This is a genomic window from Streptococcus cristatus ATCC 51100, assembly GCF_011612585.1.
Classification (GTDB): Bacteria; Bacillota; Bacilli; order Lactobacillales; family Streptococcaceae; genus Streptococcus; species Streptococcus cristatus_H.
Genome location: NZ_CP050133.1, coordinates 1,998,952 through 2,012,889 on the forward strand (window position 1 = coordinate 1,998,952; position 13,938 = coordinate 2,012,889).

At 43.0% G+C, this 13,938-nt stretch carries 12 protein-coding genes and 14 tRNA genes; 1 reads left to right on the forward strand and 25 read right to left on the reverse strand.

What is annotated here, in order from left to right:
* Positions 1-120: 120 nt before the first annotated feature.
* Positions 121-1,383 carry a phosphoribosylamine--glycine ligase gene (gene purD, locus HBA50_RS09925; protein ID WP_045498364.1) on the reverse strand — a complete coding sequence of 421 codons (1,263 nt, stop codon included), beginning with the start codon at positions 1,381-1,383 and terminating at the stop codon, positions 121-123.
* Between the two features lie 375 nt (positions 1,384-1,758).
* Here purD and HBA50_RS09930 point away from each other — a divergent pair, with 375 nt between their 5' ends.
* Positions 1,759-3,705 (forward strand): GBS Bsp-like repeat-containing protein, encoded by a 1,947-nt coding sequence (locus tag HBA50_RS09930; RefSeq protein ID WP_045498366.1) that lies wholly within the window; start codon positions 1,759-1,761, stop codon positions 3,703-3,705.
* Between the two features lie 66 nt (positions 3,706-3,771).
* Here HBA50_RS09930 and HBA50_RS09935 read toward each other — a convergent pair whose 3' ends face one another.
* From HBA50_RS09935 to HBA50_RS10050, 24 genes are all read right to left on the reverse strand, one after another.
* Positions 3,772-4,014, reverse strand: coding sequence for an acyl carrier protein (locus tag HBA50_RS09935; RefSeq protein ID WP_005591354.1), 243 nt, complete (start codon positions 4,012-4,014; stop codon positions 3,772-3,774).
* Complete coding sequence (plsX, locus tag HBA50_RS09940; RefSeq protein WP_045498369.1) at positions 4,011-5,015, reverse strand: phosphate acyltransferase PlsX; 1,005 nt, start codon at positions 5,013-5,015, stop codon at positions 4,011-4,013. Before plsX ends, HBA50_RS09935 begins: the two co-directional genes overlap by 4 nt.
* Positions 4,996-5,793 (reverse strand): DNA repair protein RecO, encoded by a 798-nt coding sequence (gene recO, locus HBA50_RS09945; RefSeq protein WP_045498372.1) that lies wholly within the window; start codon positions 5,791-5,793, stop codon positions 4,996-4,998. The genes plsX and recO overlap by 20 nt, the downstream gene beginning before the upstream one ends.
* Positions 5,786-6,958: a pyridoxal phosphate-dependent aminotransferase gene (locus tag HBA50_RS09950; RefSeq protein ID WP_045498375.1), complete on the reverse strand. Its 1,173-nt coding sequence runs from the start codon at positions 6,956-6,958 to the stop codon at positions 5,786-5,788. The genes recO and HBA50_RS09950 overlap by 8 nt, the downstream gene beginning before the upstream one ends.
* A gap of 111 nt (positions 6,959-7,069) precedes the next feature.
* On the reverse strand, positions 7,070-7,900 hold the full coding sequence (gene srtB, locus HBA50_RS09955) for a class B sortase, LPKTxAVK-specific (RefSeq protein ID WP_045498378.1): 831 nt from the start codon (positions 7,898-7,900) through the stop codon (positions 7,070-7,072).
* A 91-nt stretch (positions 7,901-7,991) separates the two neighbouring features.
* A complete protein-coding gene (gene abpA / locus HBA50_RS09960) occupies positions 7,992-8,603 on the reverse strand; it encodes an amylase-binding adhesin AbpA (protein WP_045498381.1) in 612 nt (203 codons plus the stop codon).
* Between the two features lie 125 nt (positions 8,604-8,728).
* Positions 8,729-9,697 carry a ribose-phosphate diphosphokinase gene (locus tag HBA50_RS09965; protein ID WP_045498384.1) on the reverse strand — a complete coding sequence of 323 codons (969 nt, stop codon included), beginning with the start codon at positions 9,695-9,697 and terminating at the stop codon, positions 8,729-8,731.
* A gap of 135 nt (positions 9,698-9,832) precedes the next feature.
* Positions 9,833-11,032: a peptidoglycan hydrolase PcsB gene (gene pcsB / locus HBA50_RS09970; RefSeq protein WP_045498387.1), complete on the reverse strand. Its 1,200-nt coding sequence runs from the start codon at positions 11,030-11,032 to the stop codon at positions 9,833-9,835.
* Between the two features lie 98 nt (positions 11,033-11,130).
* Complete coding sequence (gene mreD / locus HBA50_RS09975) at positions 11,131-11,631, reverse strand: rod shape-determining protein MreD (protein WP_045498390.1); 501 nt, start codon at positions 11,629-11,631, stop codon at positions 11,131-11,133.
* Position 11,632: 1 nt separating this feature from the next.
* Positions 11,633-12,448, reverse strand: a complete 816-nt coding sequence (mreC, locus tag HBA50_RS09980) for a rod shape-determining protein MreC (protein ID WP_045498393.1) — start codon at positions 12,446-12,448, stop codon at positions 11,633-11,635.
* Positions 12,449-12,614: 166 nt separating this feature from the next.
* Positions 12,615-12,702: transfer RNA gene (locus tag HBA50_RS09985), tRNA-Ser, on the reverse strand.
* Positions 12,703-12,713: 11 nt separating this feature from the next.
* A tRNA-Ile gene (locus tag HBA50_RS09990) sits at positions 12,714-12,787 on the reverse strand.
* 34 nt (positions 12,788-12,821) lie between these two features.
* Positions 12,822-12,892: transfer RNA gene (locus HBA50_RS09995), tRNA-Gly, on the reverse strand.
* Between the two features lie 15 nt (positions 12,893-12,907).
* Positions 12,908-12,980 (reverse strand) — tRNA-Phe (locus tag HBA50_RS10000).
* A 3-nt stretch (positions 12,981-12,983) separates the two neighbouring features.
* Positions 12,984-13,057 (reverse strand) — tRNA-Met (locus HBA50_RS10005).
* A 13-nt stretch (positions 13,058-13,070) separates the two neighbouring features.
* Positions 13,071-13,160: transfer RNA gene (locus tag HBA50_RS10010), tRNA-Ser, on the reverse strand.
* Positions 13,161-13,173: 13 nt separating this feature from the next.
* Positions 13,174-13,247: transfer RNA gene (locus HBA50_RS10015), tRNA-Ile, on the reverse strand.
* Between the two features lie 13 nt (positions 13,248-13,260).
* A tRNA-Met gene (locus HBA50_RS10020) sits at positions 13,261-13,334 on the reverse strand.
* A gap of 5 nt (positions 13,335-13,339) precedes the next feature.
* Positions 13,340-13,413, reverse strand: a tRNA-Pro gene (locus HBA50_RS10025).
* A gap of 42 nt (positions 13,414-13,455) precedes the next feature.
* Positions 13,456-13,529: transfer RNA gene (locus HBA50_RS10030), tRNA-Arg, on the reverse strand.
* Between the two features lie 57 nt (positions 13,530-13,586).
* Positions 13,587-13,660 (reverse strand) — tRNA-Arg (locus tag HBA50_RS10035).
* Between the two features lie 18 nt (positions 13,661-13,678).
* Positions 13,679-13,764: transfer RNA gene (locus HBA50_RS10040), tRNA-Leu, on the reverse strand.
* A 5-nt stretch (positions 13,765-13,769) separates the two neighbouring features.
* Positions 13,770-13,841: transfer RNA gene (locus HBA50_RS10045), tRNA-Gly, on the reverse strand.
* A gap of 18 nt (positions 13,842-13,859) precedes the next feature.
* Positions 13,860-13,932, reverse strand: a tRNA-Thr gene (locus tag HBA50_RS10050).
* Between the last annotated feature and the right edge of the window lie 6 nt (positions 13,933-13,938).

The following is a 13,938-nucleotide window of genomic DNA, read 5'->3' on the forward strand; positions in this document are numbered from 1 at the left end:
TCCTAAAATTTGAGCCTGAAGTCTCAAATTTTCCCTAGACCAGAACATTCATTGTTCTGGTCTTTTCACCACGGCGACCATTATCGTATTTGGCGACTTCGTCGCGTTATTCTTATATCTTTACTTAATTGCCTTGCTTCCGATATCTGTTCGGTAGAAGAGGCCTGTAGTGTCTTGTTTTTTTAGTTGGTCGTAGATTTTTTCCTGCGCAGCTGAGACGGTATCTGCTGTGGTGACCAGCATATACACTCGTCCGCCATTTGATAGCAGTGCTCTGCTATTTTCCGAAAACTTAGCCCCAGCATAGTAGGTGATGATATCGCCATCTGTCTTAGCTGGCAACTTGACACCTTTTTCATAGTCTAGCGGGTAGCCTTCTGATGCGACAACCACACCCAGAGTCACGCCCTTGTCGGTCCAAGTGATGTTCGGCTCCTTACCATCGAGAATATCAGTGATATTTTGTGCAAAGTCAGAAGTCAGGCGGGGCAGGATAATCTGAGTTTCAGGATCTCCAGAGCGAGCGTTGAACTCAATGACCTTAGGCCCGTCTGCTGTCAAGATAAGCCCTGCATAAAGAACACCAAGATACGGGCGACCTTCCTGGATCATGCCCTCAAGGACTGGCTTGATAATAGTGTCAACCGCTGTGTCAACCACACTCTGTGACAAGTGAGGGACTGGCGCATAGGCACCCATCCCACCAGTATTAGGACCCTTGTCGCCATCATAGGCCCTCTTGTGGTCCTGAGCCGTCGGCATGATGTAAAACTTATCGCCATTGACAAAGGCAAAGAGAGAAAATTCCTCCCCGTCTAGGAACTCTTCGATAACCACACGCGCACCACTGTCACCGAATTTATTGTCCAAGAGCATCTCGTGAGCGGCTTCGACTGCTTGCTCCACCGTCTCAGCAACGACGACACCCTTCCCGAGCGCCAAGCCATCCGCCTTGACGACGATAGGAGCGCCTTTCTCCTCAATATAGGCCTTGGCCTCCTCGAAATCTGAAAATGTGCCATAGGCTGCTGTCGGAACGCCGTATTTGACCATGATTTCCTTGGCAAAATCCTTGGACCATTCCAGCTCAGCCGCAGCCTTGGTCGGACCAAAAGCCTTGAGCCCAGCTTGGTTAAAATCATCTACAATCCCAGCTGCCAGGGCATCATCCGGACCGATAAAGGTCCAAGCGATATCGTTGGTCTTTGCAAATTCAATCAACTTAGAATGTTCGGAAATAGAGATATTCACCAATTCCAACCCATCCAAAGTCATCCCGTCATTTCCAGGAGCTACAAAGACCTGCTCCACATCCTGAGACTCCAACAACTTCTTGGCAATCGCATGCTCACGACCACCCGAACCAACAACTAAAAGCTTCATAGCTAAGATACCTCAATGTCCAATATCATAGGTGCTTACGCACCAAGCTAACACATCACGTAAAAATTTCCGTATTTTTTACGAATTATTTATCTAAATTATATCACAATCGTTCGTTTTATTCCATGATAAGCAGGAAAAGAAGAGAAATAATCTACTTTTGTTAGGAATATCCATCTCTGAAAAATAAAATCTACCTATATTATTTTTGATATTTTGACTAATTCATCCCTTTATTTCAAGCAGCAAAGATTTGATGAAATCAAAATAAATTAGAAATTCAACTATCATCATCTTTTAAAATTTTTCTTTTTTTATATTTTTTCCCGAATAATCTAAATGGAATCATCCAAATTACTTATTCAAAGGAGATTTATGAAGAAATATCAGAAGCTGTTTTTATTATCCGGAGCAGTCCTTGGGCTGTTTGCAAGTCATTCCACGGCTCAAGCTGTTACATCGACTAAAACTGGAAACAAAGTCCTAGGCCCCACTGATCGTGCTAGCAATGTGACCGTCAATGTCACTGGGGATACAGCACAGATTCATTATGCCCGCTCCAAGGCTCAGGTTCCCTATACCATTTCCCACGCAGTCTGGTCCGACGAAAACGGACAGGATGATTTGAAATGGTACACCACGCCTCAAACATCCAGCACAGCCATTGACCTCCGGCAGCACGCTGGCTATGGCACTTTCCATGTTCATACTTACATTAATATCAACGGGAAAATGATTGGCTTGAATGGTACGACCTTTACTGTTAATAAGCCTGCGGTTAAGGTTTCTACTAATATTGTCGGACAAACTGGTCAAATTCACTTTAAGCGCAATAAAGACCAGATAAACTCTCGTATTTTACATGCGGTCTGGTCTGATGAAAATGGACAAGATGACTTAAAATGGTATAATGCCGGACAAGATATCACCGAATTTACACTTTCTAATCACAAGGGTTATGGAAAATATTTCGTAGATACTTATGAAAATAAAAATGGCAAAATGATTTACCAATCAGGCACCACTTTCCATCTAGAAAAGCCTAATCCTATCATTCAGACAAGTTTCCCTGAACCTGGCATTATGGAAATCCTTATCAAAAATCTTCCTGAATCCATGTATAAGGTCACTGTCCCAACCTGGTCTGAAAATAAGGGGCAAGATGATTTACAGTGGTATCAAGCAAAGAAAAATCCTGATGGCAGTTACAGCGTCAGAGTCGAACTAAAAAAACACAATTACGATACAGGAACCTACCATATCCATCTCTATGGAGAAAGCTATGTTAAGCCTGAGTTAACAGGATTAGCAGGAACAAGTGTTACACTGGATGCTGGTAAGATGCCTTCTCAAAAAGACCAAAAACCGCTTTTCTCTGTTGAAAATATCAATCAGGAAGAGGGAACCTACACTGTAAAAGTAACCGAAACTGCAGCATCTAAGCCAATTCAATCCGTCCGCGTCCCTATTTGGAGTACCCAGAATCAAAGCAATATCAAGTGGTATGAGGCAAGCAACAATGGAGATGGGACTTTTTCTGCACAATTCAATATCCGTAACCACCAAGCCTTATCTGGAAGCTACACTAATCATATCTACGTTAAGTACAAAGATGGTAGCGAGCATAACTATGCAACAGACAGCGTCACCCTATCCGCTGAAAATATCAAAGCCAAGGTCTCTATCAATAAAATTTCTACCTACAATTACGAAGTGACCGTTTCCGATGCTTTCGGACCAGGAACTATTTCTCTACCGACTTGGTCAGAAGTCAACGGCCAGGATGACATCAAATGGTACACTGCTAACAAAGTGGGCAATGGCTTGTATAAATTTACCATCAATACGCAACAGCACGCTGGAAATGGACTCTTCCATACCCATGTTTACCGTAATCTCAATGGACAGATGACTGGACTTACAGGTACTAGCTATCAGGTTGATAAACCAACCACACCTGAGCCAACCCTCTACACACCTGATTATGCGGGAGCCTCCTCTTATCCTCATGGTCAGTGTACTTGGGGAGCAAAAGTACTGGCTCCTTGGGCTGGTCCTTACTGGGGCAACGGTGGCCAATGGGCAGCTAGCGCACGCGCAGCTGGTTTCCGAACAGGAAGCACCCCACAAGTCGGAGCCATCATCTGCTGGACCGATGGCGGCTATGGGCATGTTGGTGTTGTCACTCATGTCGAATCCAATACCCGCATCCAAATCAAAGAATCCAACTATGCAGGTAAACAGTATATTGGCAACTTCCGTGGCTGGTTCAATCCTTATGCCGCCGGTCAAGGAGCTGTCAGCTATATTTATCCAAAATAAATTTACCAAAAAAACCTTGGTTTTATCAACCAAGGTTTTTCATCTGTTCAAATCGAAGTCACATTCTTACTTCGCTAGTTTCTTTTCCAAATAGGCGACAATATCTGCGACATTTTCAAAGCGATCAACATCCTCATCTGAAATTTCAATCGCAAACTCATCCTCTAAAGTCAGGATGAATTCCATTAAGTCAACAGAATCAGCGCCTAAATCATCTTTTAAGCCCAAAGTTGGCTGGACAACAAAGTCCTTTCCTTGACGTTCTTGGATAATTTCTGTTACTTTTTGAAAAATTTGTTCTTGATTCATTCTGTATCCACCTCTTTTGAAAATTCCACCACAGATTTTCCGACAACATCTGTCTCCAGCATGGCTCGGATCTGACGAATGGTGCTATAAACAGCCTTGGCATCGCTTGAACCGTGTGTCTTGACCACTGGCGCCTTGAGTCCAAAGAGAACGGCCCCACCGGCACTGGAATAGTCCAGACTCTTGCGCATTTCCTGTAGGCTGTTTTTGAGCAACAAAGCTCCTAGCTTAGCCTTGAGACCACCGCCTAGCACAGCCTTTTTGAGCTGGCCTAGGATGCTAATGGCAGTTCCTTCGATAGACTTGAGCACAGCATTGCCCGTAAAGCCATCTGCTACGACAACGTCTGCCACTCCATCCATAAGGTCACGCGCCTCCACATTGCCGATGAAGTTCAGTTTGTCATCCTCCGACAACAGTGCATAAGTTTCCTTACGCAAAGGATCTCCCTTGCTGGCTTCAGTGCCATTATTGAGCAAGCCAACCCGTGGCTGCTTAATGCCACGAACATTTTCCGCATAAAAAGAACCTAGAATAGCATATTGATGCAAATGGTGAGGGGTATTTTCAGCATTTGCCCCCAGATCCAGCATATCAAAACCGCGACCATCCACAGTCGGTAAAGTGGATAAAAGCCCTGGTCGGTCAATATTTTTGATCCGTCCGACGATAAAGAAGCCCGCCGCCAAAAGCGCTCCTGTATTACCGGCAGACAGAACCGCATCTGCTTCTCCATCCTTGACTGCCTTGGCTGCCAAAACCATGCTAGCCTGCTTCTTCTTGCGAATAGCCTTGGTCGGCTCATCATCCGAGTCAATCTTTTCATCCGTATGAACGATGCTGACGCGCTCTGTCGCTGTCAACAGAGGTTTAATCTTGGCTTCATCCCCATAGAGAACAATCTCAATATCCGAGAAGTCTCTCAGAGCCTGATTAGCACCTTCGACCAAAGCCTGAGGGGCATTGTCTCCGCCCATGGCATCAATAGCTATTTTTTTCATGCTGTTCTTCCTCATGTTTGTCTTGTAAAATACTGCCCCAGTCGCCCAGAGAGTCGATAAATTTCTTTGATTTGAGATGAATACCCACGTATTCATCATAAAGTTGATCTATAAAGTCCCTGATCTGTCGCTTGATTTCCGGCTTAAGCGAAATCGTCTCCAGCTCACTAAACTGAACCGCCTGAAACTGATTGAGCAAAAAAGGAATATTGGGATTAAGATGACTGCGATGAGCATCCTTGTGATAATGCTCTGAACAGAGCACCCCGCCATATTGAAAGGAAAAATCAAAAGGCAGACCTGTCCGATGGCAAAAAACACAGTCATGGAAATTCAGAGAAAGGCCAAAGCGAGATAAAATCTGAATTTCAAAAATATTTGTCAAAACCTCATGATCCAGCCCTTGATTCATCAAATCCAGTGTCTTTTGCAGGAAGGCAAAGAGGGCTGGATCTGGCTGATTGTCTTGAATACTAGCATCTGCTAGAGCCGCCACATAGCTGGCATAAGCCATGACAAAGAGATCGCCCTTGATTTGCCCGTAACTTTCCACAGCTTGGTAATCTTCGATATAGCTGAGTCCATCATCATTGATTTTCATCAAGAGTTCTGCTGCCGTCAGAGGCTGGATGACTGGTGCCAGCTTAGACTTTCCAGCATGTTTCACGAAAAACATTCGCTTGCCAGCCTGTTCCGTAAAGATCTTGACCAGCTTATCATCTTCCCGGAAATTCCGATTATAGAGAATCAAACTCTTGCTCGTTAACGGTCTAAGCATGCTCTTCCATGTACTCCTTGAGCCGTTTCAGAGCTTCCTTGATGGTTTCCATACTAGCTGCATAAGACAGGCGAATATAGCCTTCTCCGTACTGGCCGAAGGCCGCCCCTGGGATAAAAGCCACAGCCTTCTTCTCAGCAAAATCCTGCAAAAAGGCAAAAGAATCTTGGTTGTAGCCTGCTGGAATCTTGGCAAAAATATAGAAAGCACCGTCTGGCTTGATAATCTGATAACCCAGCTCCGTCATCTGTTCGATAATATAATCCCGCCGCTGGACGTATTCCGCCTTCATCGGTTGGGCATCATCCTTACCAGCTGTCAAAGCCTCAATAGCTGCATATTGAGCCATGGTATTGGCTGCCGTCACCAGATACTGATGGCTCTTGATCAATTGAGCCGTAAAAGCAGCTGGAGCAAAGATAAAACCTAGTCGCCAGCCCGTCATAGCATGAGACTTGGATAAGCCATTGATGACGATGGTCTGCTCGGGCAAATATTCTGCCAGAGAAACGTGCCCCTGCTCCGTATAAGTCAACTCAGAGTATACCTCATCACAAACGACAAAAACTTCATACTTGCTCAATACAGCTGCCAAAGCCTCCATCTGCGCCCGCGAATAGGTCACGCCAGTCGGATTGGCCGGATAGTTGAGAATAACTGCCTTGAGCTTGTCACCTTGCGCCAAGATAGCCTGCTCCAGCATTTCAGGAGTCAAAACGAAGTCGTTTTCTGTCGTATCAATCTCGACAATCTCCGCCCCGACCAAATTCACAATCGGCTCATAGCCTGGATAAGCCGGCGCTGGTAGCAAGACCTTGTCGCCCTCTTCCAGAATAGCCGTCAGAGTCGCAGACAGGGCTTCAGTTGCCCCAATAGTGACTAAGACTTCATCTTCTGGACGATAGTTCAGATGGTACTTCTCCTTGACAAAATCAGCCGCAGCCTGCCGCAGCTCCAAAAGCCCACTCATTCCTGTATAGTGGCTCTGGTTGGCATCAATGGCTACCTTGGCCGCCTCCTTGATATGATCCGGTGTCAGAAAGTCTGGCTCCCCCAAGGTCAGCCGCAAAACACCTGGAATCGTAGAAATAGACTGGTCAAACTGACGAATCAGAGACACTTCAATTTTATCTAAATTCTTGTTAAACTTCTTAGTCAAATCCATAGCCGCCTCCGATAATCTAATAGAACTATTATACTATAAATGCAGCACCTGCGCAAAAATCCATCTGATTTATAGATAGAAAAACAAAAAAATCAGGAAAAATCCTGATTTTTATTCACGAGTTGCTTTATAAGTAAGCTCATTCCCATGCTTGGCTAGGAAATCCTGTAGTTCAGAGTCTGGAATTTGACGTAGATAGAGGTTAGAACGAATCGTCTCATCCTCTTCACGACAAGTTGACAGAACAACGTACTTATCGCTCGCTTTAATCTTGATATTTGAATCTTTGGTACGAGCAGCTTCATAGATATTCTTGAGCTGAGTTTCAAAATCCTTATCATCATCAAACTTAATCCGATAAAAAGCAGTCTCTTCTGGAACGATCACCAAGCCCATTACCTGATAGTAAAGCTTACGCTCTGGCGTTTCAATGACAACATACTTATGCTTATCTAAGTATTCCTGTTTATCATAATAGTTCACATCATTAAACATGCGGTGGTCACCAACCTGACTTCCACGAGCATGCCCAAAGAGCCAAGTCAAACGGTCACTAAAGTCTTTTTTGTTTTCAGTGTCCATGAAAACAGTACCCAGATAAGGTTCGTTTCCACCTTCAAAGGTCTTATCCAAATAAGTTGAGTTATCACCGGTCTGTACAACTGGCTCGTCCAATTCTGTACCAGGAGCATAGACATAGGCCACCGCTTCAGGATTGATCGCTTTCAAGCCATTAAAACGATTAGTCAGATATTCCTTTTCTTCCTTACTTGGTGTATAAGTTACCTTACCTACCTGACTAGTGGATGATTTAGCAGCAGAATTTGAAGAGTTTGCCTGTTGGAGGAGAAAAATCCCTGCTAAAATAGCAATAAATAAAGCTCCTAAACCACCAAAAATCTTCCAATTTTTCTGCTGTTGTTTTTGTCTTCTTCTTCTCATAGATAAAAATCCTATAAAATCTTTCTAAAAAATATCACTGAACCAGAGGTCCAGTGATATAAATTGCATTAGTACAATTGTTTAAAACAAATTATTTAACTGCAGATGTTTTTGGAAGAGCTTTACCAGCTGCTTTTTGTCCAGCTTTAGCATCTTTACCAGCTTTAGATTCAGTCTTAGCTGCTTCTTCTTTAGATGCAGGTGTAGTACCTTTGTCTCCTGCTTTATCTGCTGCTTTGCTTCCAGGTTGGTTGTTTGCTGCACCAACACGTTTCAAGTAACGATTATTTTTATCAGTTTCGCTTTCACCCTTGATGTATGTTTTGCCTTCTTGTTCTGTAGCATTGTTGTATGTACCTTGGAATTGTTTTACATACTTGTTACGTACAGTGTTGAATGCATCGTTGTAAGCTGATTCATAAGCTGCTTTTTTCTCACCGTAAAGGTGTGAACCACCTTCAACAGCATCAAGTTCTTTTTTAGCAGCTACTACTGCTGGATCTTGAGCAGCTTCTGCTCCGATTTCACCAGAATGTCCAGCCAAGTATTCATTAGCTTTATCAGCATTTGTGAACTCAGTTTGAAGGTAATATTCTGGATCACCTTGACGAGCTGCATTAGTTGCTTCATCAGCTGCGAATGCAGGTACTGCTAGTGCGAACAATGAAAGAGCTACTACGCTAGAAAGTACAACTTTTTTCATTTGTTTTCTCCTTTTTTTTATAAAAAACATTTTTTATTTGGTAACTATCGTTACTATGTATAGTATATGAAATATTCTTTAAATTGTCAAGTCTTTTGCTAAAAAAAATCTTGATAAACGCACTTTTAAGCCTTTTTTGCTACTTCAAAAAGAGGGGAAAGCGGACGTTTTTCATGGATCCGAACGATGGCTTCTGCCAAGAGATGAGCGATAGAAATCTGCTCAATCTTATCGATTAATCTGTCCTCTGAAAGGTAGATGGTATCTAAAACCACTAGTTTTTTGATAGCGGATTTTTGGATATTTTCCATAGCTGGTCCTGACAAGACTGGGTGAGTACAGCTCGCATAGACTTCCACAGCACCTGACTCTGCCAAAGCGTCTGCCGCATGACAAATAGTCCCCGCCGTATCAATCATATCATCTATCAGAATACAGGTCTTACCTTCTACCTTACCAATGATATTCATAACTTCACTGGTATTCATCTTGTCAACGCTGCGACGTTTGTCGATAATTGCAATTGAAGTCTTGAGAAATTCTGCCAACTTACGAGCGCGGCTGACACCACCGTGGTCTGGACTGACTACCACATAATCGCTACCCACCATGCCTCGACGCTCAAAATAATCAGCAATCAAAGGCGCTCCCATCAAATGGTCGACAGGAATGTCAAAGAAACCTTGGATCTGAGCAGCATGCAAATCAATGGTCAATAGGCGATCTACTCCAGCAATCTCCATTAGATTAGCCACTAATTTAGATGTAATTGGCTCACGAGCACGAGCTTTTCGGTCCTGTCTAGCATAGCCATAGTAAGGCATCACTACATTGATAGACTCCGCACTAGCCCGCTTCAAGGCATCCACCATGATCAAAATTTCCATTAGATTGTCATTGACAGGTGAGCTAGTTGACTGCAAGATAAAAACGTGCTTACCACGGATCGATTCTTCGATGTTTACTTGAATTTCCCCGTCAGAAAATTGACGAACCGTTGACTTCCCAAGCGGCATCCCAATCTCCTTTGCGACACGCTGCGCTAATTCTTGATTAGAAGAAAGAGCAAAGAGCTTTAAATCAGAAAAAGACATGATTCCCTCCAGATTCTAAATCGTCTTTTATTGTAACCAATTACATTTTTCCTACCTACCATTGTAACGCTTTTCCAGCAATTTTTCAATAAAAAATAAAAGGGAGAACGAAAAGTCGTTCTCCTTCATATTTCATTAGTTTGGATAGATGTATGTTACATACCCTTGTGCATTTGTTGGGTCAAACCATCCACGGTGATTACCGAGTGATTGGTTACCAGCATAGTTTGCTTCTGATACTTGAATGTTGTTAGCAGATTGCACTGCTGTTACAACTGCAACGTGTCCGTAGCCACCGTCGTTCCAACATGCGATCGCTCCAACTTGTGGTTGTGATCCTGTACGGAAGCCTGCTGCTGCCGCACTAGCTGCCCATTGGCCACCATTACCCCAGTAGTCGCCAGCCCATGGTGCCAAAGTCTTAGCACCCCAAGTACATTGACCTACAGGATAAGTTGATGCTGAAAGGCTATATGATGGAGTTGCAACAACTCCTGATGTAGCAACTGCTGCTTCTGCTGCAGGAGTTCCACCTGTATTATTTACAGCTTGAACTTGTGCTGCAAAGCTTGTATTTCCTGAAGCAAGGATCGCTTGTTGTTGCGCTTGTTGCTGGTTCTTATATGCTGCTTCTGCCGCTGCTGCCTCAGCTGCCGCTTTTTCAGCTGCCGCTTTTTGCTCTAAGAGACTATTTTTCTCATTTTCAGCAGTTGCTTTTTCAGCTGCAAGGTTCAGTTGAGCAACCTTGAGTTCAGCCTGCTTAGTTGTCAACGTTTGAGCATCGTCTGCAAGTTTTTGTTGGTTCGCAATGACTGTATTGATAGCTTCATTGTTAGCAACTTGTTTTTCAGCAATCTTTTCTTTATCTTCTTTTTGTTGTTCCAGCATTTTGTTGTTAGCCGAAACGATTTCGCTCATCGCTGCTACACGAGAGATAGCCTCAGTGATTGAAGCAGAGTTGATGATTGTGTTGATATAGCTTGTTGCTGTACCATTTGTTTGAGCACTACGCGCTTGATTTGCAAGAGACTCATTACGAGCAACAATATTCTTTGATAACTCTTCAATTTCAGCAGTAAGTTTCGCAGATTCAGCATTCAATTTTTCATTTTCTGCTTGAAGCACTTCTTGTTGCTTTTGAATAGCTGAAACTTGTTTTTGAATTTCATCAACTTGTGCCTGTGCCGCTTTTTGTTGATTTGTTAAACTATCAATTTTACTATTTTGAGCTGCAATTTTATCATCTGTACTATCAGCTTTAACATTAACTAGCGCAGCACCTTGAGAAAGGATCACCGCACTCAATAAAACTGATGTAAGTAGCTTTTTCTTCATAAAAATATTAACACTCCTTCTTACTAAGACATTATATAGTATATCAAAAAAATTCTGGCTATATATTACGCATTCGTTACATTTCTATTTCTAATTCATCATAAATAGACTTTTTCAAACAAAGGCTGTAACAATAGGAAAAGAAAGGCATTAAATACTAAAGTTGGCACCAAAGCATAGATAATAAAATCAGGGAATGTAAAGCTTGCTAGGTGCAAGAAAAATGCAGAAACAAAGCTGATCATTTCAAAAAAGAAAACAATCGTAATAATGGCTAAAACGCGTGTCCAACGATTTAGCAAAAATACAGAAAGAAAATGATAGATGGCAACTGTCAATAGAGGCAAGATGAAGGTGAAAAGCCCAATCACATGTAGATAATAAACATCGTAAAAAAGGCCGAGAGTGAAGAAGAGGAAAAAAATATATTCCTTTGAAAAGTTTAAAAATAAGAAAACCGTAAAGAACAATAAAATATGACTTGCCGGATGCCACTTCTCAGCAAAAAGATCTACAAGACTTCTTGATAATTGACCATCAATGAAGAAGATCAGGAATAAAAACAAAGTTGTAAAAAAAGTTCCTCTTAGAATTTTCATACTAATTTCTCACCAACAGAACCGCTTGAATATCAGACAAATCTGCAGCAGGCTTCACCAAAACTTCTTTGTTTAATTGGTCCTTGCCAGCTGATATTGATAAAACCTGACCAACCAAGACATTCTCAGCATTATAAGAGCCGAGACCACTTGTCGTCACAGTTGCCCCTTCTTCAATTCCATCCACCGTATTTAGCTGGCTGACGATAAAAGCTGACTTTTCAGTGTCAAAACCAACAATGATGCCATAGGCAAAACCAGTTTTTGTCTGAATTTTAATGGCAATAGAACTATCATTCTTTTCATTTGTAAGTAGACTAACAACACTTGAAGAGTCGGAAACACTGCTAACTGCTCCAATCAAACCACCGTTAGAAATAGCCAGCATAGAGGTTGACACATCGCTTGACTGCCCCTTATCAAGAGTTAATTCACTCTTCCAAGTAGATGGAGAGCGAGAGATAACTTCTCCAGTAATCTTGACAACACTTTGATCATTATTACGTAACTCTAAGAGAGAACGCAACTTCTCATTCTCTAATTTTAAGGCATCAGAAATATTCGCCTGCTCTTCAAGATTGTAAATCGTTCCCTTTAGCGTCTCATTTTCTTGGTAGGTATCTATTAAATGAACAACTTTTTTCTTTTCCTTAGCAAGATAGTTAAAAGGAATGGCCACCACCCGATCAACACTAGACAAAAAGTCACCAGTTACAGAAACAATCCATGTTGAAAGAGGGGAAAGCATCAAGCTTATCATAACAATTCCCAATAGCAAAATAGAAATCAAAAATTTAGACATCTTTAATTTATTCATTCCAATCTCCGCAACCAATAAATCCTAAAAAACGCTTATATAAATACAGATTAGAGCAGAACAACTTAACAAAACAAGTTCAAACAAACAACAAGAAATAATTCTTCAACAGAAAAACATTATAAAACAAGAAAAGGAGATAGCAAATGCTAAACTCCCTTATTTACGGAGAATGGGGGATTCGAACCCCCGCGCCAGTTACCCGACCTAACGATTTAGCAAACCGTCCTCTTCAGCCTCTTGAGTAATTCTCCAATATACTTAATGGGCACGAGTGGACTCGAACCACCGACCTCACGCTTATCAGGCGTGCGCTCTAACCACCTGAGCTACGCGCCCAAGTTATAAAAACTTGGTATGAACTTCTGTTCAAAGCGGGTGACGAGAATCGAACTCGCGACAACAGCTTGGAAGGCTGTAGTTTTACCACTAAACTACACCCGCATATTAAATACTGTATGGCGCGAGACGGAATCGAACCGCCGACACATGGAGCTTCAATCCATTGCTCTACCAACTGAGCTACCGAGCCAAATTGCGGGAGCAGGATTTGAACCTACGACCTTCGGGTTATGAGCCCGACGAGCTACCTAGCTGCTCCATCCCGCGATATTCTAATCTAAGGAGGATGTGGGATTCGAACCCACGCACGCTTTTACACGCCTGACGGTTTTCAAGACCGTTCCCTTCAGCCGGACTTGGGTAATCCTCCAAGATATTTAATATGGACCTTGTAGGACTTGAACCTACGACCACTCGGTTATGAGCCGAGAGCTCTAACCAGCTGAGCTAAAGGTCCAACAAGATCGTTATAGCGGCGAAGGGGATCGAACCCCCGACCTCCCGGGTATGAACCGGACGCTCTAGCCAGCTGAGCTACACCGCCAGATATCGGGAAGACAGGATTCGAACCTGCGACACCTTGGTCCCAAACCAAGTACTCTACCAAGCTGAGCTACTTCCCGATCATAAGTAAAAACGGAGTCATATGACCTCGTTTCCCTTCATGCACCCTAGAGGAGTCGAACCTCTAACCGCCTGATTCGTAGTCAGGTACTCTATCCAGTTGAGCTAAGGGTGCTCTATATCACGATAATCAATTATAACAAAAACACATAAAAAAGTCAAAACTTTCTTATGCACCCTAGAGGAGTCGAACCTCTAACCGCCTGATTCGTAGTCAGGTACTCTATCCAGTTGAGCTAAGGGTGCCCTGTCGCATATCCGCTATGCCGAGGACCGGAATCGAACCGGTACGATCGTTACCAATCGCAGGATTTTAAGTCCTGTGCGTCTGCCAGTTCCGCCACCCCGGCCTCAAAGCGAACGACGGGATTCGAACCCGCGACCCCCACCTTGGCAAGGTGGTGTTCTACCACTGAACTACGTTCGCATCTCTATCCAAAAAAAATGCCGGCTACATGACTTGAACACGCGACCCTCTGATTACAAATCAGATGCTCTACCAACTGAGCTAAGCCGGCTCATTT

Bases quoted from the DNA above. Each gene is read 5' to 3' on its own strand.
- abpA (WP_045498381.1), bottom strand. From the start codon at position 8,603: ATGAAAAAAGTTGTACTTTCTAGCGTAGTAGCTCTTTCATTGTTCGCA.
- recO (WP_045498372.1), bottom strand. From the start codon at position 5,793: ATGCTTAGACCGTTAACGAGCAAGAGTTTGATTCTCTATAATCGGAAT.
- HBA50_RS09950 (WP_045498375.1), bottom strand. From the start codon at position 6,958: ATGGATTTGACTAAGAAGTTTAACAAGAATTTAGATAAAATTGAAGTG.
- srtB (WP_045498378.1), bottom strand. From the start codon at position 7,900: ATGAGAAGAAGAAGACAAAAACAACAGCAGAAAAATTGGAAGATTTTT.
- pcsB (WP_045498387.1), bottom strand. From the start codon at position 11,032: ATGAAGAAAAAGCTACTTACATCAGTTTTATTGAGTGCGGTGATCCTT.
- HBA50_RS09965 (WP_045498384.1), bottom strand. From the start codon at position 9,697: ATGTCTTTTTCTGATTTAAAGCTCTTTGCTCTTTCTTCTAATCAAGAA.
- HBA50_RS09935 (WP_005591354.1), bottom strand. From the start codon at position 4,014: ATGAATCAAGAACAAATTTTTCAAAAAGTAACAGAAATTATCCAAGAA.
- purD (WP_045498364.1), bottom strand. From the start codon at position 1,383: ATGAAGCTTTTAGTTGTTGGTTCGGGTGGTCGTGAGCATGCGATTGCC.
- mreD (WP_045498390.1), bottom strand. From the start codon at position 11,631: ATGAAAATTCTAAGAGGAACTTTTTTTACAACTTTGTTTTTATTCCTG.
- HBA50_RS09930 (WP_045498366.1), top strand. From the start codon at position 1,759: ATGAAGAAATATCAGAAGCTGTTTTTATTATCCGGAGCAGTCCTTGGG.
- mreC (WP_045498393.1), bottom strand. From the start codon at position 12,448: ATGAATAAATTAAAGATGTCTAAATTTTTGATTTCTATTTTGCTATTG.
- plsX (WP_045498369.1), bottom strand. From the start codon at position 5,015: ATGAAAAAAATAGCTATTGATGCCATGGGCGGAGACAATGCCCCTCAG.